The sequence below is a fragment of the Vibrio sp. Hep-1b-8 genome, from assembly GCF_006124995.1.
GTDB lineage: Bacteria > Pseudomonadota > Gammaproteobacteria > Enterobacterales > Vibrionaceae > Vibrio.
On the sequence record NZ_QEWN01000102.1, the window covers coordinates 1 to 19,879 of the forward strand.

Here is a 19,879-nt window from a genome sequence, read left to right on the forward strand (position 1 = left end):
CGACTCAATGATCGCAAAGCTAGTTGGTATACCTGGATTGATCGAAGGGGTTCAGTATGGTGTTACAGAGGTTGAAGTTAGTGGTAACTTTGTCGGAGTTGACATGTCTGATTCCGCACCAGTCAATGTTGTGCCTTTGTATAATCCTCCCCTACAAACTGCTGATACCTCGATAATTGAAACGAGTGGGAACGATAATATTTTTTATGCGGATGAGCATGGTGATAAGGTTCCTCCTGGTGCTGCTGTTTTCGAGTATTCAGTACCTGAACAAGCCCAAGCTAAGAGTGAATGTGAATTAAAAGGTCTTAAACTAGCTCAATCTGGTGAGTTACTTAAAAACTTCCTCAGTGAGAAAACTTCATATTCTATTAACTGGCCAGTAGGCGCTGGCTTTTGGACAAGTGAAGAGACCGGTAATGTGTGGGGTGATGTGATTACTGTGAATCACGTAAGTTCAACGGGAGAGTTTGTACTCACCGAGGAAGGGCCAAACCGAGATAACGCTATTATTTGTGAGAAAGAGCATATATTTTAATTAGGATGGCTTCGGTGTTTTAACATTTAATTATCAGTGGACTGGTACAATTCAGTCCACGCTGTGATTTTTAGATAAATCATTTTTCCACGCTCTGGTAGGCGATTGTTGTGGTTTGAATTAATCTATTTACAGGGCGTTGTTGATCAAATCAGCTTGAAGATCAACGATGCCATATTTGACTAGCTGCTAGCTTCTGACGGGCATACCTAGTCCTAAGACTTTTTTTATAGCTTTAACATTCGCCATAATTTCACCAACTTGAGCGTTGTAACACCTCAAGCTCAGTTTACCGCTTGTCACTCCTTTATATCGGGACATTGCAGTCTCCGATATTGAGCGATAGTGATAACCAGATTGGGCTTTCCATTCCGCTATTGTTTCATTTTTCAGAGTTGCGTAGCAGCTTTTGGGTAACTGTTCACCGAGAGCACTGGATCCACTATTTCCTGTTGAGTGATCATTCCTAGCGTTCATGCTGCCTGCATGACTAAAAAAAATCCAAATTCTCATCTACACCTCCTATTGCATCTGATATCAACGAAGCTAATGCGTTGATATCAGAGTTATGGGAGCAATTACGCCATTATGAAGATAGGCTAAAAACGAGCAGCACTAACTTCGAAAAGCCTCACTTGTTCATGTTGATGAAACCTCCCACCCGAGAAACGATGAGACAAGCCTGCGTTTGTGTTGGCTGGCGGCCAGTGATGATCTTGTTTATGAAAAAATCCTCTACTCGCGTTCCAGTCACTCATCCTGGGTGTGGATTACTCAGGGGTTGTCGTTAGTGACCAATGCCCGAACTACAACTGGATACCTCAGGGGCAGTACATTCGCCGGATGCGCCGACTTCAAAACGCGTTCGATTACGGGCTTGAGAAGGGGCATTTCATCGTTGTTTAGAGGTGTAAAGGTCGCTGTGAGAAACTGGAGCAACACCGGCAAAGCTTATGGTTGTTCCTGAAACAGGATTTCATCCCGTTAACCAACAATGAAGCGGAACGAGGAATACGTGGCAGCGTCATTCAACGAAAAATCAGCTTTAGCACCACCTCAGATGCCGGTGATAAATTCAGAGGCAGAATGCACACGCTGGTAGAAACCTGCAAGGAGCGTGGGCTATCTAGCTTATTGTACTGACGGAGATCGTGCAAGCGTTCACTGCGCGTCAGCCATATCCAAACGTTCTTGGCTTGTAGAAGAAAGTCAACTACCCACTGGTGAACGCTTACAAGATAGAAAATTAAAACAAACTTTTGACCATCTCTAACAATGACATGATGAACCAACCAAAAGTATAGGAAAAGTCATCTCACCAAATGAGAAAAAACAACACCAATCATTATAAATCAACAACTTAAAAAACAAAAACAAAGCAATTAGCTGGCATTTTGAGCGGTTACAAAACTATCAAAAAACAAATTAACCTTCGAAATTCATCGAAAACAACGATAGAAAAGTATCTTTTTTAAGGACTAGCGATCAAATCACTTGATCTATTCATCAAAACACTGCTATTGTTAGTCACACATTGTTAAACATCAATTTAAAGGAGCAGTGCTATGATTTCTTCTTCACAAAAACAAGGACTTGTAATGATCGCAGTAGTCGTAGGCCTAATGACACTGCCGATGATGTACTAAGAAATTATTAAAAACAAAAAGGGACGCATTAGCGTCCCTTTTTGTTTTTATTGGGTTTTAAACCATCACTTTGATTCAAAAATACTCTGTATGTCTAACTTTAACACTTAAAAAATAAAGGTCGTTTTTAGCAATTACTCTACAAATGTTTCGACAACACGTCCCAATGAGCATAATAGAACAATAATGCCGCAAGAGTGATTAAAGTCATCAAGGTTATAGCTGCTCTCCAGATGAAACGGCTACTCCTAGGTGTCAGCTCTTTTTCACATTCATCACAAGCGGCTAGAAACTCTTTGCGACTATCTAGTTTGTAATCTTCTTCATGCACGATTTTATTGCGAATCGTTGCGATATATCTCAGCTTACCTATTACATCGTGAGGAAGTCTTTCTTCACAACTGGTAATAAGCTGATGCAGTCCCTTACCGTCTGCATGATATTGCGTCCGAAGAAGCTTCTCGATCTTGCGTGTTCGAGTGACCACTTTTTCAATATCAGACATAGTTTCCCTCCATCGCTACTAAGTTTAGGGGGTAATTGTTACTTGTTCTATCTACTGTCCCATTTTTTCTACAAGTTGCAAGTTAATTTATGTAAATGAATCAATAGCTAATCAACTAAATTACTTCCCTTCCCCCCCTGTGGCGGCATGTGATATGACTCGAAAAAAGCATTCCATCTTGCTGTTTTGTTTTTACAGCAAGAGCCGTGCCCAGACTATCTAGTGAAATCACGTTAAAATGGCTGCGTTTAGTAAAAGGGACGAAAACTATGCCTCTCACTCTTTCTATTGCTATCGCCCTTTTTGCGCTTATAAGTGGATGGGCATTTGTCCATTTCTACCGTAAGCACATTCAGGGTGAAAATGCCCCACAACAAACAGTCGAAGTGACCATCCTCGATAAACAGGCAATAACAGTTGATGATCCGAAGCCTGGCCAAGATGACCAAGAATATTGGATCTATGTTCAAAAAGGAAAAATTGGTCCTAAACGTGAATTTCAGGTTGGTATCCATTATTTCCATGCCTTAAATCCGGGCGATCAAGGTACGCTCACTTATCAAGGTGCCAAGTTTCTCCACTTTGCTTTAAAGCGTTAAGGCAACAACCAACGTGTATAAGCCGATCTCGCCAGTAGCCAGCTCATTGCAAGAGAGCCACAACCACTAATTATTATCCACACCGGGATAACCCAGGCGGGATGTCCCTGATGCCAAGCGAACTCTTTCATCGGCCATAACACGATTGGATGCAAAATATAGATGCCCAAGCTATGACTGCTAATGAACCCAATCACTCGATTGGCTTGGGATGATAAGCCTTCGCCAAAATAACGGCACAACATAAACACCATGCTCGCCGCGATGACAACGTTAAGTGTTTTATAGGATAGCCAACGTCCTACCGTATATTCTTCGGCCACTACACTATTGGTTATGACCATAAAGCCTGTGACAAATAGGGCAATGGCTCCGAGCACAGCGAAAGTCATCACGTATTCTTTGCTTAGCGGCACACGTTGGTAGAGCAAGTATCCAAGAGGAAGATAGCCGCTATAGAGCCACATTTGATTGCTCCACACACCATCGATACCTGTAAGGTAGAGCAACGTAGTACCCAGCCAGATAGCGACGTAGGCATAGAGTGAGCTCTCGCCATATTGTCTAATGACAAACTGAAAAAACGGAATCACAAAATAGAGCGGGATAAAGTAGTAAAAAAATCCCAGATGGTAATAAGTAGCGTGTGTCAGGCCGTTTTCAAGTAGAGACTGAGTTTGCTGGCTGTCAAATCCGTTCAGGCTCCAACCTGCTAGAAATGCATAAAACAATGACCAGACAATAAAAGGCAATAGCACTTTGCCTAATCGACGTTTCACATAGTACTTAAAGTCAAATGGCCGCTTATCACTCAGCATCAAGGCGCCTGTGATAAGAATAAAAACGGGCACCGCCCAGCGCGTTACGCTATTGACTCCAACCGCCGTCGCCCATTGGTTAAATGGGATGAGACCCAGTTCGTATCGATAAGGGGCAAGGACATGAATAGCGATCACCGCTACCGCTGCTACGCATCGTAGCAAGTCAAAAAAATGGACTCTTTCTCTCATACCTAACCCTTTGCAAACTAACTTACTGAATATAGCAATAAAAAAGCTGACCAAAGTACAACCTTGGTCAGCTTTCAGTCATGAATAGTTGATAATGTTAAGCTGATGCAACGTGTTCGATTTTCGGCAATTTCAAAGAAATCATCGTTGTTAACGCTAGGAATGCAAATGACACCCACAAACACGCCGAAAGACCCGCCATCTGAAACACCCAACCAGAAAGGATCGTTCCAATAAGACGCCCCATGGCGTTGGCCATATAGTAAAAACCAACATCCAAGGAAACCCCATCCCCTTTGGCGTAGCTAACAATCAAATAAGAGTGCAATGATGAGTTCACCGCAAAGATTGCACCAAATAGCAGCAAGCCACCGACAATCACCAGCTCAGGTAGCCAACCAATCTGAACAGCGTAGGCAATACAACCGGTCACTACCGCCAAACCACCAGCCCACAGCATAGCAGCATGCCCGTCAGGAACTTTGCCCTCTGCCTTACCCGTAATCTTTGGCGCTATCCCCTGTACAATCCCATAAGCAATGGTCCACGCAGCCAAGAACCCGCCAACCCATAAATGATCCCAGCCAAACACACTACCAAGATAAATCGGTAACGCGATAACAAACCATACATCTCGAGCACCAAACAGGAACATACGCGCCGCTGAAAGAATATTGATAGGCTCTGACTTGGAAAAAATCTGCTTAAACTTTGGCTTAGTTTTCGCTTTACCCAAATCACTTTCTAACCCAACTAGACTGCCGATAAACACTAAGCTCAGTACACCAGCCATAAGCAGTACTGCATATTTAAAACCCACTAACGACAGCAACAATCCACCAATAAAGAATCCAGCACCTTTCAAAGCGTTTTTTGAACCGGTGAGAATCGCTATCCATTTATAGAGAGAGCCTTGCTGTTCATCAGGCACCAATGTTTTTATGGAACTTTTGGCGCTCATTTTGTTGAGATCTTTTGCGATACCCGATAGTGCTTGAGCCATCATCACCCAGGGAATCGTCAGCCAACTGGTCGGTACCGCAAGCATGGCTAAGGCGAAAATCTGCATGCCCAAACCAATGTTCATCGTCTTATTTAAGCCAAGACGCGCTCCCAACCATCCGCCGATAAGGTTAGTGACAACACCAAAAAACTCATAAAACAGAAATAGCGACGCAATTTCTAGAGTGCTGTAGCCAAGACTGTGGAAATAGAGCACGACCAGCATTCTGAGTGCACCATCAGTAATGGTGAAGTTCCAGTAGTTAAACGTCACCAGCATATATTGGCGCACGTTTTTACTCAGATTTGCGAACATAGACAACCTAACCTTGTTTACTTGCAATCGAATCACACAAAAGAGTGCTAGCGAAAATAGAGCAATAAGAGCTTTTAGACACCAATAGACCAAAAGCTCTTTTCGTCGCTATTTTTCAGCTACCGCTTTGATATAATCGACCTGAACAGACTTAGTAAAAGCACCAGGGCGTAGTGCCTGTACCGCTTCTACAATCTCTTCCAGTTGCCATCCTTTTTCTAACAAGAGATGGGCGGCAAATAGTCCAGTGCGTCCAGAGCCTCCCATACAGTGCATGGCAACTTTGCCTCCGTTGTCGACAATCTGGTGTAACTTAGGACTCGCTTGCTGCCATTTGTTAATAAAATCACCGGCCGGAGCGCAGTCATCCTCAATCTCTATCTGGAACCACTGCATCCCCATTTGCTGTGTTATTTCACCGAGTGCGGAGACATCTTTGCTTGCAAGTTCTGCGTTATCCAGTGCAGTCACAATCGCCTGCACACCTTGCTCTTTCAGTTGAGCCAGTGACTCGGCTAGATCTACGCCTTTTGTTCCAGGACATGGGGTAAGAATCAAAGCACCCGCTTCTAAATCAAGCTGCCAAGATGGGTGTGTCATTGTCTCTCTCCTTACACCAGACCGACTTTACGAACCAGTTCCGCAGTGCGCGTCGCGTAGCCCATCTCATTGTCGTACCAAGCGTAAATTTTCACCATGCGGGTGCCCACAACCATGGTTGACTGAGCATCAACGATGGTTGAGCGTTGATCACCTTTATAGTCAATCGACACCAGAGGTCGCTCTTCAAAGCCCAGAATACCCTTCAGCTCCCCTTGAGAAGCTTCTTTTAGCAAGGCATTCACCTCTTGCGCTGTGGTATCGCGTTTGACATCAAAAATGATGTCCGTTAGTGACGCGTTGGCTAACGGAACACGGACTGCATGACCATTAATTTTGCCTTTCAACTCAGGGAAAATCTCAACGATCGCCGTCGCACTGCCCGTCGTAGTTGGGATTAAGCTCATGCCACATGCGCGGGCACGACGTAGATCCTTGTGGGGTGCATCGAGAATTGTTTGAGTATTCGTCAAATCATGGATGGTCGTAAATGAAGATTGCTCAATGCCTAACTTCTCATGGATCACTTTAACGACTGGCGCGATACAGTTGGTAGTACACGAAGCGGCGGTAACAATACGGTGGATCGCAGGGTCGAAGATTTCATCATTGACTCCCACTACGATATTCGCAATTCCAGGCTCTTTAACCGGTGCAGAAACAACAACGCGTTTCACACCTTGCTCTAGGTATTTGTTTAAGAAAGCGGTTTTGCGATGAACACCCGTCGCTTCAATAACCACATCACAGCCAGACCAATCAACGGCATCAATATCTCGCTTCTGAGTCGTTACTACAGTGCGACCATCAATCACCATCGCATTGCCGTCTACTGCAACCTCGTGATGCCAACGTCCTTGCACTGAATCAAACTCTAGAAGGTGAGCCAGTGTGGCGGTGTCACCGGCAACATCGTTGATTAGAACAAACTCCAGTTCGGGCCAATCAAACGCAGCACGCAGGGCTAAACGTCCAATACGACCGAAACCATTGATACCTACTTTAATCGTCATAACTTTGTCTCTTTATCTTCAAAAACTATGGGCAGCAGACTGGACGAGACTGGATTGCATGAAGTCTCTCTATATCTTGCTGGTATTCTTTTTTCAGGCAGTTGGAAGCCACCAAATCATCGATCAATTTGTTCATCCACCCTGGCAAGTCTTTCGCCAAACGGTAAAACACCCACTGACCTTGTCGAACATCGACCAAAATTCCGTTCGAGCGCAGTTGAGCAAGGTGACGTGATACTTTCGGTTGGCTCTCTTTCAGTGCTTCTGTCAACTCTCCAACACACAGACACTCTTCTCGCATGATTAACATCAAGCAACGAACACGGGTCTCATCAGAAAGCAATTTGAAGAATTGGTGGGGTAGCATAAAATATACTCATATATGGATATGCGAATATATTTATTTAATTAGATGAATTGATCAACACCTGAACGGCATTTGTCATAAAAAATTCATGATTGGGCAGTGGGGTTAAACGACCTTAATAAGGTCTTGGCTCCAACGTTGGGCCTGATTGATTCTTGGCATCACTTCATGAATCGAGAGGTTGAGTTGCTGACACGCTGACTCCATACCTGTCCAGTCGGCACTCTCGTAGCACTCTTCCAATTGCAATAAAGTGCCATATGGACCCTTTCTTTCAAGCAAAACGACTTTAATGGCTTTACATAAGGGCAGTTGATTAACCAACTCTTCGAGTGGCATATCCAGCAACGCATCAAGCATTGAAAATAAACCAATAATGAAAGCCTGCTCGCGCAGTTGCTCAAACGGGTTGTCATCCGACATTAGTTGAAAGAACTGAGCGCGCTGAAGGCACAAGGTGTAAATCTCTTTTGGCTTATAAGCCGAAACAAATGAAGCGACCACCAGTGACACAAGTATCTTCAGCTTGTCTTGACCCAAATAAACCAGCGCCTGACGAAATGATGAGATAGGTACTTCTATCCGATTCGACATGGTATTAACGAAGCGCAACAGTTTAAATGACAGAGCCACATCTCGAGCGGCAATCCTTTCTATCTGCTCAAAGTCCACTTGTGGCTGACATACAGCGCGGAACAAGTCCATCGCAATCACCTGCGCAGGGCTAAGATACCGCTGTCGAATAACAACAGGCTTACTAAAAAAGTAGCCTTGAAAAAACGAAAAACCAGCAGACCGAGTCGCAAGAAACTCTTCTTCTGTCTCGACTCGCTCTGCTAAGAACTTCCGTTTGACGCCCATGGCTAATCGCTCTTTGATCAACGCACAAGACTCTTCCAGTCCCGTTGCCATGATGTCGATCTTAACAATGTGCACCAATGGAAGAAAACGCTCCCATTCAGGCTTGTAAACAAAGTCATCTAACGCAATCAGATAACCATTGGCATGGATCTCTTTGACGGCTAAGAACAGTTCATCGTTGGGAATACAGGTTTCAAGAATCTCAACCACAATCTGCTCTTTTGGCAACGAAAGCGGAAGTAATCGCACCAGACTTTCGTGTGGGAAATTAATGAAGCAGCGAGAAGCCGCAATACAAGGGTTGGTCCCAATCGATAGGAAGTTTTCGACAATCAGCCGATAGGTGGCGCGGTTGGACTCGATATGACTTGGGTATGCATTGCTTTCGCCATCACGAAACAACAACTCATACCCTAAGGTTTGTCGCTTAGCATTTAAGATAGGTTGACGTGCTACATACGTATCACGTATTCGCTTTTGCATATCAGTCAGTAGCTCAGTGTTATGCTTTTGCAGCTGCCAATAGCGCACCACACCCCATAAACATAGAGCCAAACACTTTGTTTATCTTAGACATAATACGATCAGAACGAATGAAACGGCCCATCTGCGAAGCCAAGCTGGTGTAGCCCAACATAACGACTGAATCTATAGTTACGGTTGTAATACCTAGCACCAACAATTGAGTCAATTGGTCTCTTGCTGGGTCAATAAACTGTGGAAACAGGGCCACAAGAAAGACAATGGACTTAGGATTAGTAAGGTTAATTAACACCGCTTTGCGCATTAGGTTGGTACGTGACATATATTGAGTCGCCTTATTCGCCGCTAAGCTTGAGCGATCACGCCATTTTTGGATACCAAGCCAAATCAGATACGCCGCTCCTACCCACTTAATTAAGCTAAATGCCAAAGCAGACTGTGCAACCAAAGCGCCAATACCAGCACCTACAAGAGCAATATGAATAGCAAGACCAATTTGCAGACCGGCGATAGCAGAAAGAGAATGGCGTGTGCCGTAGCTCAGTCCATTACTTATGGAATTTACGGTACCAGAACCTGGCGCAAGGCTAAAAACAATTGCCGTAACCACATAAGCAAGCCAAACATGCATATCCATAGTATTTCCTCTCGACTAAACGTAGCTAGCCGCACATAATCTAACTCTGCCGCAAAAATCAATCATATTCAGGTCATTAGCGTCAATGAATGATTCAAGCTCCAACATAACTCCTTCTTATACTCAAGAGTCAGATTTTGAGCAAGCAATCAGTAGCGATATTGCCAACTTTTGGCAATCTAGGCAGCAGGGTTACCTAAAATCGTTCGATCGGACCTCATTATACTGGATAAAGTTCTGTTCACCTCAGCACACTAAAGCGATTGTCGTGGTCAATGGACGAATCGAGTGCACCACGAAATATCAAGAACTGTTCTACGACCTATTTCAGCAGGGTTACGATATCTATTCCTATGACCACAGAGGGCAAGGGCTATCTGAACGTCTGATTGAAGATACACAGATGGGATATGTCGGAGAGTTTGAAGATTACGTTCAAGACCTAGACGTCTTACTCGAGCACTTCAGCTTAGAGCACTATGACAAGCGCTATTTACTTGGTCACTCTATGGGGGGAAACATCGTTACTCGTTATCTCCAAACACGCGATTCTCAATTTGATGCGGCATCACTTAGTGCGCCAATGTATGGCGTGAATCTGCCGTGGCACCTTAAACCCATTGCAACTCTGCTTGGCCAACTACTGACGGCAGTTTACTCCAAACCAACTTTTGCTCCCGGCCAAGTGGCTTACTATCCCAAACCTTTTGCGGGTAACCTACTTAGCCAAAGTTCGATTCGCTACCACTGGTTCCGCAACCTCTATGAGCAACACGCTGAACTAAAAGTAGGCGGAGCAAGCACGCGTTGGGTATGGCAAGGCTTAGTCGCCTGTAAACAGTGCTATTTAATGACACGTCACATTAAGACGCCACTGCTCGTGATGCAGGCAGGAGACGATCTGATCGTCTCCAATCAGGCACAAGATCAATTTATGCGTAAGCTGGCTAAAACACATCAAGATTGCGTATTGGAAGTCATCGACGGCGCAAAACACGAGCTATTGTTTGAGAAAGACGAATACCGTAATCAAGCCCTCGATCTCACCCTGAACTTCTTTGAAAAACACTAAAATAGGAAATGATTGAGGGTGAAGTTTACCCTCTTTTTCCCCTTTCTCTTGGAGTACACTATTCGCTCTAACCAATGGCGAATCAACGCTGCACAACGAGGGTGATATGACCAACTCACGCCAAGATACTCCTTTTCACATTGTCGCCTCCGATCTCGATGGTACTTTGCTTGCTCCAAACCACCAGCTAAGCGAGTTTTCCAAACAGACACTTAAAGCCCTGCACGAAAAAGGTTTCACCTTTATCTTTGCTACAGGTCGTCACCACGTCGACGTAGCTGGTATTCGAGAAATCGCCGGGATTCCAGCCTACATGATCACTTCTAACGGTGCCCGAGTGCATGACCAGAATGACCAACTCATGTACAGCAAGAATGTTCCTGCTGATTTGGTTCAAGCGGTGATCGATGTGATCAGAGAAGATCGCAATATCTTTATCCACATGTACCAAAATGAAGACTGGCTGCTGGATAGAGATGATGAGATGCTCGCAAAATTTCATAGTGAATCCGGCTTTAGCTACAAGCGATTCGCAGCACAAGCTGCGCCATGCGAAGGCATAGCAAAAATATTTTTCACTCATCCAGAGCACGATCATGACCATCTCGTTATCTTCGAGAAAAAGCTGCGAGAAACGTTTGGCGACCAGCTAAATATCGCGTTTTCCACACCTTGGTGCCTAGAGGTTATGGCAGCTGAAGTGTCCAAAGGTCATGCGCTAGAAGCGGTTGCTAAGTCCTTGAACCTCACACTAGAAAACTGCATTGCCTTTGGCGATGGTATGAACGATGCTGAAATGCTTGAAATGGCTGGAAAAGGCTTGGTGATGGAAACAGCGCACCACAAGGTGAAAGAAGCGCTGCCTAATAACGAAGTCATTGGTAGCAATGCCGATGATGCGGTCGCTCATTACCTCCAAGACCATCTGTTTTAATGACTTAATTCACGACCATCAGGCTGCTTATTGCAGCCTGATTTGCTTCACGAGAATTGTCTTTGGCTGGGGAGTTTCTCTTTGTCGAGAATCGCACTCCACTCCTGCTCTGAAACAGGCATTATTGATAAACGATTGCCCTTTTTCACTAACGGCATATTTTCCAACTCGGGCATGGCTTTCATTACTGAAAGTGGGATTAAGCGCTCTGTCTTACGAACAAACTCGATATCCACCATCACCCAGCGTGGGCTATCTGGCGTTGATTTTGGATCGTAGTAGTCGCTTTCAGGATCAAACGAGAAATGATCTGGATAAGCTTCCCTCACGACTTTAGCTATGCCTGCCACACCTACTTTTTTGCATGATGAGTGATAAATCAGAACCAAGTCGCCCATTTTAATCTGATCACGCATCATATTCCGAGCTTGATAATTCCTTACGCCTTCCCAGCAAGAAACCTTTTGTGTTCGAAGAGTGTCAATAGAAAAGGTGTCTGGTTCTGTTTTGAACAGCCAATATGCCATAATAGACTCCGCCAATTTCTGAATAGGGAAGATATAGCATGAAGGCGCTCCGAAACCCAGCGGCTGTAATGACTTTACTTACGTTGTCAGCATGTTCGACATTTGATTCTCAACAAGTAACTTCAACGCCAACAACGCCTAAAGCGAGTTTAGATAACCCAGCGAGTATTCAAGCACAAACGTTTGTAATGCGCGGTGAAGTGATACTTGGTCATGAGGTTCGCTCCATCACACCTTGCGGTAGTCAACAGCAGTATTGGCTCGACCTACCCAATGACAGATTTCAACAGGCTCTTAAACTCGTCCCAAGCCCATATTCACCTCTGTACGCAGAAGTGGTCGGTCACCTTGCAACTGGTCAAGCGGATGGTTTTGTTGCCGACTACACGGCGCGCTTCATTGTTGATTCAATCAATATCCTTAGTGCGGAAAACCCAAAACGCTGTGATCAGCCAGTTAAACCTACTTCTGCATTTGGTAACGAACCATACTGGTCTGTTGCCTTTTCAGACAAGTTCCTCACATTTCAAAAACTGGGCGAAGAGAAACAACAACTCGCACTGAAATCGAGTCGAATTGAAACCGATCGCCGACGATATCAGTTCGATGCCGGATCGCTAGAACTCAATAAACGCAGTTGTGTCGATGGTATGAGTGACTCTCTCTACGGATGGAGTGCGACATTGCAACTGGGTGACTCTACCTACAATGGCTGTGCAATGCTATCGAACAAAGATGCTACCCACAATTGGACGGGGGTTTATCAGGCCACATCCACACAAGCTAGCAACTTTAGTGTCAGCTTAAATATCGCTTCTGACCATACGGCCACAACCACTTACAGCTATAATGACGGCGAATCAGACTCTGTAGAACGAGGCTACTGGCAACAACTAAACCCAAATCAGGTTCAAGTTGTCATGACTCACCATCAGCAACAACCTCTGCTTTCTGAACGTATCTTTAGCCGAGAAGGGAACCAGATAACGGCTGACAAAGAAAAAGTGGGCAATATGGTCTACCCTATTGCTGACGGTGGACTGACTTTATTCAAGTCCGAGCAGAGCGCCTCGACAACGTATGGAACGACTAGTCCACTCGCTATCCCTGCAACCGCTGAATTTAATCCCAAAGTTGACAAAGCACTGCGAGATTATTTCAGCGCTAACGGTATAGATCCTACCGGGACTCGCTACCGCTGGCTTAGCTACGACCTCAATGGCGATGGCCATAATGAACTATTGGCACAACTCGACTGGTGTGGCTCTGGTGGCTGTACGCTCCTGATTTTCGACAATCAGCAACAGGATTGGCGCTTTAATAGCAAAATCACCTTAGTCAGAACGCCAATTAACGTTGGAGTCAATAAACAAAGCGGCTGGCAAGATCTGGTTCTATTTGTTAGCGGTGGTGGCGCGATACCTAACCAGCACGTTCTAAAATATAATGGTGTTAAGTATCCGCTAAACCCAAGTACCGCCCCAGTGGCAGGTTACGATGAAATCAGTCCAATCCAACTGTTCTCTGATGGACTAACCCCTCATCAACAAGGCATTACTCTTTGAATACTGTAATAACCTCTGAGGGCACTCGTTGCCCTCACTGTCTGCTGCAACATCAGTGTGTGTGTGACTTGTTGCCAAAGACACAAGCCCCTATTCATATCGCACTATTAATGCACGAGAACGAGTTGGATCGCGAGACTAATACCGGTAAATGGTTACTCCAAAGTTTGGCAACCAGTAGCTCTCATGTATGGCAGCGCACGGAGCCTTGCACAAACTTAATGGCATTGGTGGCTAGCCAACAGTATGACCCGTATTTGCTCTTCCCAAGCGATAAGAGCATCGATATATCAGAGATTAAACGTCAGCAAAGACAGGCAACAACAAATAGCACGCCCCTGTTCATTATTCTCGATGGCACATGGCAAGAGGCGAAAAAGATGCTGCGTAAAAGCCCTTGGTTGCAAGCGTTGCCACAAGTACACCTTGGACCAACCCGAGTCTCCACCTATCAGTTGCGACGTAATCAACAACAAGGCCATCTATGCACATTAGAAGTGTGTTGCGAGCTACTTGATGCCGTTGGTGAACCAAACTCATCAGAACAGCTATTAGTTTTTTTTGAACACTACATGCAGGTGTTTAAAGCCGACAAAAGTGGTCACGTTTTCAACGCTAAAACAGACGTTTAGGCTCTGCTAAATAGAAGCCTTGCAGGTAATCAACGCCGATGCTTTCCGCAATGCTACAAATCTCACTATTGTGGACAAACTCCGCGACCGTTTTGGCATTGAGAACCTGACACAGTTTAACTAACTGGGCCGTAATACGGCGCTGTTTTTCGTCTTGGTCGATATTTCTTATCAAGCTGCATTACCTACCCCTTACAGCCCAAATCTCAACCCAATTGAGCGGCTTTGGAAGGTAATGAACGAGCAGTCGAGGAATAACGTTTACTTCAAAAATAAACGAGACTTCAAGGAAGCCATCGACCAATTTTTTACTGTGACTCTTCCAGAGATCGCAGGTTCACTGACGTCTCGAATCAATGATAATTTTCAGGTACTCAAGCCTGCATTTTCAAGTTGATTGGGTATATCAGTCACCAGCGTGGAATAAGTGCGCATTCAAATAGCCTAAGACGTGTTTCATTTATTTACTAGTGGCTATACCGTAATTCATATGCATCCATATGAAAAGAGTTGATTTCGAGAGTTGTTAGTTACTTCTCTATCAATAACAACAAGTCAGACAATCGGTTTACTTCAACATCCGGGATAACTTTCACCTTATCATGTTGATACAAATCGATATTTTGATCGTTGAACCAGCAAGCCTTCATTCCACTGCGCTTGGCGCCAAGGACATCTGAGACCAAGTGGTCACCAACGTGCAAAATATCCTCAGCGGGTATCGCCAAAAATTGTTGCGCCTTGTCGAAGAGATCTCGATGGGGTTTTGCATAACCATCTGGGCCAGCTTTCAGCACCAAAGAGAAGTAGTCAGCTAAACCAATTTTTTCCACATCAACATTACCATTAGTGATCGCTACCAAGGGTATCTGATTAGCCAGCTCGGCCAATACCTTGTGAGATTCTAACGGTACTGTGAAATCGCTCCGAAGCTCTAAGACACGCGCAATCGCCTCTTCAGCCGCCGACTGTGCTTGCTGCGGCTGATAACCAAGCAAAATCAGTCCCTGCTCAATTTGTTTATAACGCCATAGCGTCACATCGTTAGGTAACCAGCTATCTTGTTTTGCCAAGGTTCGTTTTAAATCATACCACCAGCTTAGCGGCTGAGTCGCAGAGATAGGGTGTTGGTGGTGCAACCATTCAACCATCTGGCGTTCAACCTGACGAATGATTGGACGATTATCATAAAGCGTGTCATCAAGGTCGAAAGTCATTGCTTTGACTGCTTGCCATTGGCGGAAAAATTGCACAATTAACTCCCTTTCTTTTTCGCTCTTGGGTGTGCCTGATCGTAAACGTCAGCCAAATGTTGAAAATCTAAATGGGTATAGATCTGAGTGGTTGAAATATTTTCATGCCCTAACAGCTCCTGAACCGCTCGTAGATTATTACTCGACTCCAACATATGTGTGGCAAATGAATGTCGCAGCTTATGGGGGCTAATGTGGCTCGCGACAGACTGTTTATGGCCCCACTCCGCCATACGTTTTTGAACATTCCGGTGCGATATCCTAACGCCAAGCTTTGAGACGAACAAAGCTGGTTCATCACTCTTCGCTAAGCTAGAGCGAACTTTCAGCCATTTGGTTACCCATTCCGCCGCCATTCCAGAGAAAGGGACTTTGCGTTCTTTATCACCCTTACCGATAACACGCAGTTCACCGGAAGAAAGGCTCACATCCTTAAGGTTTACATTGACCATTTCAGCCAAACGAAGCCCTGCACCATACATCAGCTCCATCATTGCGCGATCTCTAATCGCTAATGGATCATCTTCATTCACCTCAAGCAATTGACCTACTTCATCAACATCGAGATTTTTAGGCAAAGGACGTTTTTTACGTGGCGCAGAAACCCCTTTGGCTGGATTTGCAGTCAATTCGCCGCGCAAAATCAGAAAGTCAAAAAAGCTACGTAACGAAGAGAGACGAGTAGCAATACTGCTGGCCTTCATCCCATCACGCATTCCCTTGCTGGCAATTTGGCGCACCCATCCAGCGTCCACTTGTTGCCAACTTTTCAGACCAAGATGAACAAGGTGACTTGCGATGGTTTCAAGCTGTTGTTTGTAATTGCGCTGGGTATGCAAGCTCAGCCCCTTTTCGCTTCTTAAATATTCATAGAAGCGTTCCAGAGGCTGTCTTAGTCCGCTAGGAAGAGGAGTTACTGATTCGCTCATGCTCTTCACATTGCCAAGGCAGGCTTTCAATCAAATGAGATAACACCAGCGCCAAGTGACGCAGGAACAAGGTGTCCATATGGGGCTGGAAATGACCACCATCACCGCTTGAGAACATCAGTACTCCTTGAAGTGCTTTCTTATACAAGGGTAGCACAACATACGAACCCATTTCTGGCGCTCGAGAGTTTTTACCTAGCAATAATTCGCGATCTACTTTGCGCATACGCCCCAAGTAAGCACTCTTACCATTTAAATGATTGATCGCAAAACGCTGATAGTTTTCTTTATTCAATGAGTAGTAGCCCGATTCGCTATCAAGTAAGCGCACATAAGCCACTAATCCTAGTGATTTGGCCATATTTTCAATGGCTTTTACTACCGAAAACAGGGTGTCACATTTGAGGATCTGCTCTTGCAGCTCCATAAACTCATGAAATGTTCTGTCATTACTTTTAGCCAGAGACATCAATGAGGTGATCTCTTCTTCTAACTCTTCGATTCGCTGACGCTGCCGGTTCATTTGCACATGAACCAGAGAAACAGCACCTTGTTCCTGACTTGGCAGTGCCAATCGGTCCACTAAATCACGTCGATGAGTAAAAAAGTCTGGATTGTCACTTAGGTACTCGGCTACCACTTCAGCCGTCAGTGCATCCGCTTCAATTTGAGACACGTTGAATCCTTGTTATTATTTTATTCTTAGCAGCTTAGCTGACCATCAAACACATGGGTAGCAGGGCCTGTCATGTATAACGGTTTCCCAGGTCCTTGCCAGCTAATGTGCAGCGAACCACCAGGCAGGTTCACTTTAACGCTTTCGTCTAATAGCCCTTGGATGATACCAACAGCTACCGCACCACAAGCACCACTGCCACACGCTTGAGTCTCACCAGCCCCTCGCTCATAGACTCGTAGGTTGATTTCATCTCGTCGCAATACTTGCATGAATCCAGCATTAACGCGCTCAGGGAATCGCTCATGGGACTCTAGAAGAGGTCCTAATATGTCGACATCAGCCGTAGCGACATCATCAACCACAGTCACCACGTGAGGGTTACCCATGCTGACTGCACCACAGAATAAGGTTTTTTCCCCTGTACGCATGATGTACGTTTTTTCAGTCTGCTTCGCTTTGAAAGGAATCTTACTTGGTTCAAATTCCGGCACTCCCATGTTCACCGTAACCTGATCATCTTCCTCTATGTTCAGTACCATTTTACCCTTTTTAGTACTGACGCTAATGCTGTACTTGTTAGTTAATCCTTTCATTCGGACAAAGCGAGCAAAGCATCGAGCACCATTACCACACTGTTCAACTTCACTACCATCAGCGTTAAAAATTCGGTAGTGGAAGTCGGTTTCAGGATCGTATGGAGCTTCCACAACAAGCAGTTGGTCAAAACCAACGCCTGTGTGACGATCCGCCATGCGACGGATCAAATCAGGGGAAAAGAAAATATTTTGAGTAATACAATCAACGACCATGAAGTCGTTACCCAAACCGTGCATTTTTGAAAAATGGAAATGCATAAGACTTCAATTACTCCGGAAGTACGTTTTCAAGTGCCCACAAACTGGATAGTTCTTCTCTTTGGCGCACTAAGTAAGCTCGATCGCCATCAACCATGACCTCTGCTGCACGAGAACGAGTGTTGTAGTTGGAAGACATGACAAAGCCATAAGCACCAGCAGAACGTACCGCTAGCAAATCATTTTCCTCAATCACTAGCGAACGGTCTTTACCGAGAAAATCACCCGTTTCGCAGATAGGTCCCACCAAGTCGTAAGTCATTGGTTCGCCTTTGCGAGGGCAAACAGGCACGATATCTTGCCATGCTTGATAAAGCGCTGGACGCATTAAATCATTCATTGCGGCATCAATAATGGCGAAATTCTTGTGTTCGGTATGTTTAAGGAATTCAACCTTAGTCAGTAAGACACCTGCGTTAGCTGCAATCGCACGGCCGGGTTCAAAGATAAGCTCCAAGTCTTGATGATTTTCAAGACGACCTAGCAGTGCCTTCGCATAATCAGAAGGCTCTGGTGGCAGCTCATCACGGTATACCACCCCTAAACCACCACCAACATCAAGATGATCGATCTTAATACCTTGGGCTTTTAGATCATCAATAAGTGCGAGCAGGCGATCTGTTGCATCGATAAACGGTTCAATATCGGTTAGCTGAGATCCAATATGGCAGTCAATACCGCGAATCTCTAAGTTCTCTAGACTTTGAGCAAATTTATAAACCGCAGGTGCACGATCAAACGCAATACCAAACTTGTTATCACGTAGGCCAGTTGAAATATAAGGGTGAGTATTTGCATCGACATCTGGGTTAATGCGCAGCGAGATCGGCGCTTTAAGACCAAGCTCTCCAGCAACCTTGTTGAGGCGCTCAAGCTCTGGCTCAGACTCTACGTTGAAACACTTGATCCCCAGCTCTAGCGCTCGTTTCATCTCGGCTTCGGTTTTACCAACGCCAGAGAATACAACTTTGCTTGCTTCACCACCGGCAGCAATGACTCGTTCCAGTTCACCACCAGACACAATATCAAAACCAGAACCCAGGCGAGCTAACACATTCAATACACCAAGGTTTGAGTTTGCTTTGACGGCATAGCACACCAAATGTGGGTGCTCACCTACCGATTTATCAAACGCGTGCCAGTGACGCTCAAATGTTGCGCGTGAGTATACATAAAGTGGCGTGCCGTACTGTTGTGCAAGTTCTGTTAGTGCGACATCTTCGGCCCATAGCTGGCCATCATCCTGATAGTTGAAGTAATCCAAAGTACTTTCCCTTATATTCTGTTTCTAATTATTGTGAAGACTGCTCATTCTGCTGAGCATCTTCAGGCATGTAAAGCGGTCCAGTTTGACCACAGCCAGCTAAGCCAAGCACCGAAAAGATAAAAAGAGCTAAGATCGATTTTTTCATTGGTTGTATCGTGATTATTCTATCAATGCCCCCTATAATCGCACCACACTCAAGAAAAGCAATAGGATAGATTAGATGAACGATACGGAATTTCATCAGTTAGTAGATGTTCAAATGCAAATCATCGAGGAAATGATTGATGATTCAGGTGCGGACATCGATTACGAGACCTCTGGCAACGTAATGACTTTGGAGTTTGAAGACCGCAGTCAAATCATTATCAACCGTCAGGAACCAATGAAAGAGATCTGGCTAGCATCTAAATCTGGGGGTTTCACTTTGCTCTAGTTGATGGTAACTGGACGTGTTCAAAGACTGGACTAGAACTTATTGCTATGGTTAAGCAAGAGTGTGAAAAACACTGCGACGAAGAGATCGAGTGGGCCTAAGGCATCATCCCTGCCCAACATAAAAAAAGAGCATCCTTAGATGCTCTTTTTTGTAT

The 19,879-nt window shown here is 44.9% G+C and carries 21 protein-coding genes and 5 pseudogenes; 9 read left to right on the forward strand and 17 right to left on the reverse strand.

Annotated features, from left to right (window positions below; translation table 11 throughout):
* A partial coding sequence (locus DA100_RS20980; protein ID WP_171052207.1) for a hypothetical protein occupies positions 1-538 on the forward strand: 538 nt, incomplete at its 5' end.
* Between the two features lie 189 nt (positions 539-727).
* Here the strand turns inward: DA100_RS20980 and DA100_RS11090 are convergent.
* A pseudogene (locus DA100_RS11090) lies at positions 728-931 on the reverse strand (IS5 family transposase); the annotation flags it as partial.
* Positions 932-1,157: 226 nt separating this feature from the next.
* On the opposite strand from DA100_RS11090, the pseudogene DA100_RS11095 reads away from it, so the two are divergent.
* Positions 1,158-1,740 (forward strand): annotated as a pseudogene (locus DA100_RS11095) (transposase); the annotation flags it as partial.
* Between the two features lie 583 nt (positions 1,741-2,323).
* Here the strand turns inward: DA100_RS11095 and DA100_RS11105 are convergent.
* A complete protein-coding gene (locus DA100_RS11105; protein ID WP_138972189.1) occupies positions 2,324-2,689 on the reverse strand; it encodes a DUF4145 domain-containing protein in 366 nt (121 codons plus the stop codon).
* Positions 2,690-2,958: 269 nt separating this feature from the next.
* Between DA100_RS11105 and DA100_RS11110 the strand changes: the two genes are divergently transcribed.
* Complete coding sequence (locus tag DA100_RS11110) at positions 2,959-3,288, forward strand: DUF2500 domain-containing protein (RefSeq protein ID WP_138972190.1); 330 nt, start codon at positions 2,959-2,961, stop codon at positions 3,286-3,288.
* Here DA100_RS11110 and DA100_RS11115 read toward each other — a convergent pair.
* From DA100_RS11115 to rhtB, 7 genes are all read right to left on the reverse strand, one after another.
* Positions 3,285-4,298, reverse strand: coding sequence for an acyltransferase (locus DA100_RS11115; protein WP_138972191.1), 1,014 nt, complete (start codon positions 4,296-4,298; stop codon positions 3,285-3,287). The two genes, DA100_RS11110 and DA100_RS11115, sit on opposite strands and share 4 nt — an antisense overlap.
* 97 nt (positions 4,299-4,395) lie before the next feature.
* Positions 4,396-5,616, reverse strand: a complete 1,221-nt coding sequence (arsJ, locus tag DA100_RS11120; RefSeq protein ID WP_138972192.1) for an organoarsenical effux MFS transporter ArsJ — start codon at positions 5,614-5,616, stop codon at positions 4,396-4,398.
* Between the two features lie 108 nt (positions 5,617-5,724).
* Entirely contained in the window at positions 5,725-6,216 is a 492-nt protein-coding gene (locus DA100_RS11125) for a cyclin-dependent kinase inhibitor 3 family protein (protein ID WP_138972193.1), read from the reverse strand.
* 11 nt (positions 6,217-6,227) lie between these two features.
* On the reverse strand, positions 6,228-7,229 hold the full coding sequence (locus DA100_RS11130; protein ID WP_138972194.1) for an ArsJ-associated glyceraldehyde-3-phosphate dehydrogenase: 1,002 nt from the start codon (positions 7,227-7,229) through the stop codon (positions 6,228-6,230).
* A gap of 25 nt (positions 7,230-7,254) precedes the next feature.
* Positions 7,255-7,596 (reverse strand): metalloregulator ArsR/SmtB family transcription factor, encoded by a 342-nt coding sequence (locus DA100_RS11135; RefSeq protein ID WP_138972195.1) that lies wholly within the window; start codon positions 7,594-7,596, stop codon positions 7,255-7,257.
* Positions 7,597-7,701: 105 nt separating this feature from the next.
* A complete protein-coding gene (locus DA100_RS11140; RefSeq protein WP_138972214.1) occupies positions 7,702-8,928 on the reverse strand; it encodes an EAL domain-containing protein in 1,227 nt (408 codons plus the stop codon).
* 31 nt (positions 8,929-8,959) lie between these two features.
* Positions 8,960-9,577 carry a homoserine/homoserine lactone efflux protein gene (gene rhtB, locus DA100_RS11145; RefSeq protein ID WP_138972196.1) on the reverse strand — a complete coding sequence of 206 codons (618 nt, stop codon included), beginning with the start codon at positions 9,575-9,577 and terminating at the stop codon, positions 8,960-8,962.
* 85 nt (positions 9,578-9,662) lie between these two features.
* Between rhtB and DA100_RS11150 the strand changes: the two genes are divergently transcribed.
* Positions 9,663-10,649: an alpha/beta fold hydrolase gene (locus tag DA100_RS11150; RefSeq protein WP_138972197.1), complete on the forward strand. Its 987-nt coding sequence runs from the start codon at positions 9,663-9,665 to the stop codon at positions 10,647-10,649.
* A gap of 106 nt (positions 10,650-10,755) precedes the next feature.
* Complete coding sequence (locus DA100_RS11155) at positions 10,756-11,583, forward strand: Cof-type HAD-IIB family hydrolase (protein WP_138972198.1); 828 nt, start codon at positions 10,756-10,758, stop codon at positions 11,581-11,583.
* 47 nt (positions 11,584-11,630) lie between these two features.
* On the opposite strand, the gene DA100_RS11160 is transcribed toward DA100_RS11155, so the two are convergent.
* Entirely contained in the window at positions 11,631-12,110 is a 480-nt protein-coding gene (locus DA100_RS11160) for an EVE domain-containing protein (RefSeq protein WP_138972199.1), read from the reverse strand.
* Between the two features lie 38 nt (positions 12,111-12,148).
* Here DA100_RS11160 and DA100_RS11165 point away from each other — a divergent pair, with 38 nt between their 5' ends.
* Together DA100_RS11165 and DA100_RS11170 are read left to right on the forward strand one after the other, a co-directional pair.
* Positions 12,149-13,675, forward strand: a complete 1,527-nt coding sequence (locus tag DA100_RS11165) for a hypothetical protein (RefSeq protein ID WP_138972200.1) — start codon at positions 12,149-12,151, stop codon at positions 13,673-13,675.
* Positions 13,672-14,307, forward strand: a complete 636-nt coding sequence (locus DA100_RS11170) for a DTW domain-containing protein (protein WP_138972201.1) — start codon at positions 13,672-13,674, stop codon at positions 14,305-14,307. Before DA100_RS11165 ends, DA100_RS11170 begins: the two co-directional genes overlap by 4 nt.
* Here the strand turns inward: DA100_RS11170 and DA100_RS11175 are convergent.
* A pseudogene (locus tag DA100_RS11175) lies at positions 14,291-14,485 on the reverse strand (EAL domain-containing protein); the annotation flags it as partial. The gene DA100_RS11170 and the pseudogene DA100_RS11175 sit on opposite strands and share 17 nt — an antisense overlap.
* Between DA100_RS11175 and DA100_RS11180 the strand changes: the two are divergent.
* Positions 14,478-14,704 (forward strand): annotated as a pseudogene (locus DA100_RS11180) (transposase); the annotation flags it as partial. The pseudogenes DA100_RS11175 and DA100_RS11180 overlap by 8 nt on opposite strands.
* Before the next feature lie 133 nt (positions 14,705-14,837).
* Here DA100_RS11180 and yigB read toward each other — a convergent pair.
* The 6 genes from yigB to DA100_RS11210 are packed head-to-tail and all read right to left on the reverse strand — an operon-like array spanning position 14,838 to position 19,530.
* Positions 14,838-15,560: a 5-amino-6-(5-phospho-D-ribitylamino)uracil phosphatase YigB gene (gene yigB / locus DA100_RS11185; protein WP_138972202.1), complete on the reverse strand. Its 723-nt coding sequence runs from the start codon at positions 15,558-15,560 to the stop codon at positions 14,838-14,840.
* A gap of 2 nt (positions 15,561-15,562) precedes the next feature.
* Complete coding sequence (gene xerC / locus DA100_RS11190; protein ID WP_138972203.1) at positions 15,563-16,489, reverse strand: tyrosine recombinase XerC; 927 nt, start codon at positions 16,487-16,489, stop codon at positions 15,563-15,565.
* Positions 16,461-17,165 (reverse strand): DUF484 family protein, encoded by a 705-nt coding sequence (locus DA100_RS11195; RefSeq protein ID WP_138972204.1) that lies wholly within the window; start codon positions 17,163-17,165, stop codon positions 16,461-16,463. Before DA100_RS11195 ends, xerC begins: the two co-directional genes overlap by 29 nt.
* Positions 17,166-17,191: 26 nt before the next feature.
* Positions 17,192-18,022, reverse strand: a complete 831-nt coding sequence (gene dapF, locus DA100_RS11200; protein WP_138972205.1) for a diaminopimelate epimerase — start codon at positions 18,020-18,022, stop codon at positions 17,192-17,194.
* A gap of 10 nt (positions 18,023-18,032) precedes the next feature.
* Complete coding sequence (gene lysA, locus DA100_RS11205) at positions 18,033-19,286, reverse strand: diaminopimelate decarboxylase (RefSeq protein ID WP_138972206.1); 1,254 nt, start codon at positions 19,284-19,286, stop codon at positions 18,033-18,035.
* A 28-nt stretch (positions 19,287-19,314) separates the two neighbouring features.
* Entirely contained in the window at positions 19,315-19,530 is a 216-nt protein-coding gene (locus tag DA100_RS11210) for a lipoprotein (protein WP_138972207.1), read from the reverse strand.
* Between DA100_RS11210 and cyaY the strand changes: the two are divergent.
* A pseudogene (cyaY, locus tag DA100_RS11215) lies at positions 19,510-19,823 on the forward strand (iron donor protein CyaY). The gene DA100_RS11210 and the pseudogene cyaY overlap by 21 nt on opposite strands.
* Positions 19,824-19,879: the final 56 nt, after the last annotated feature.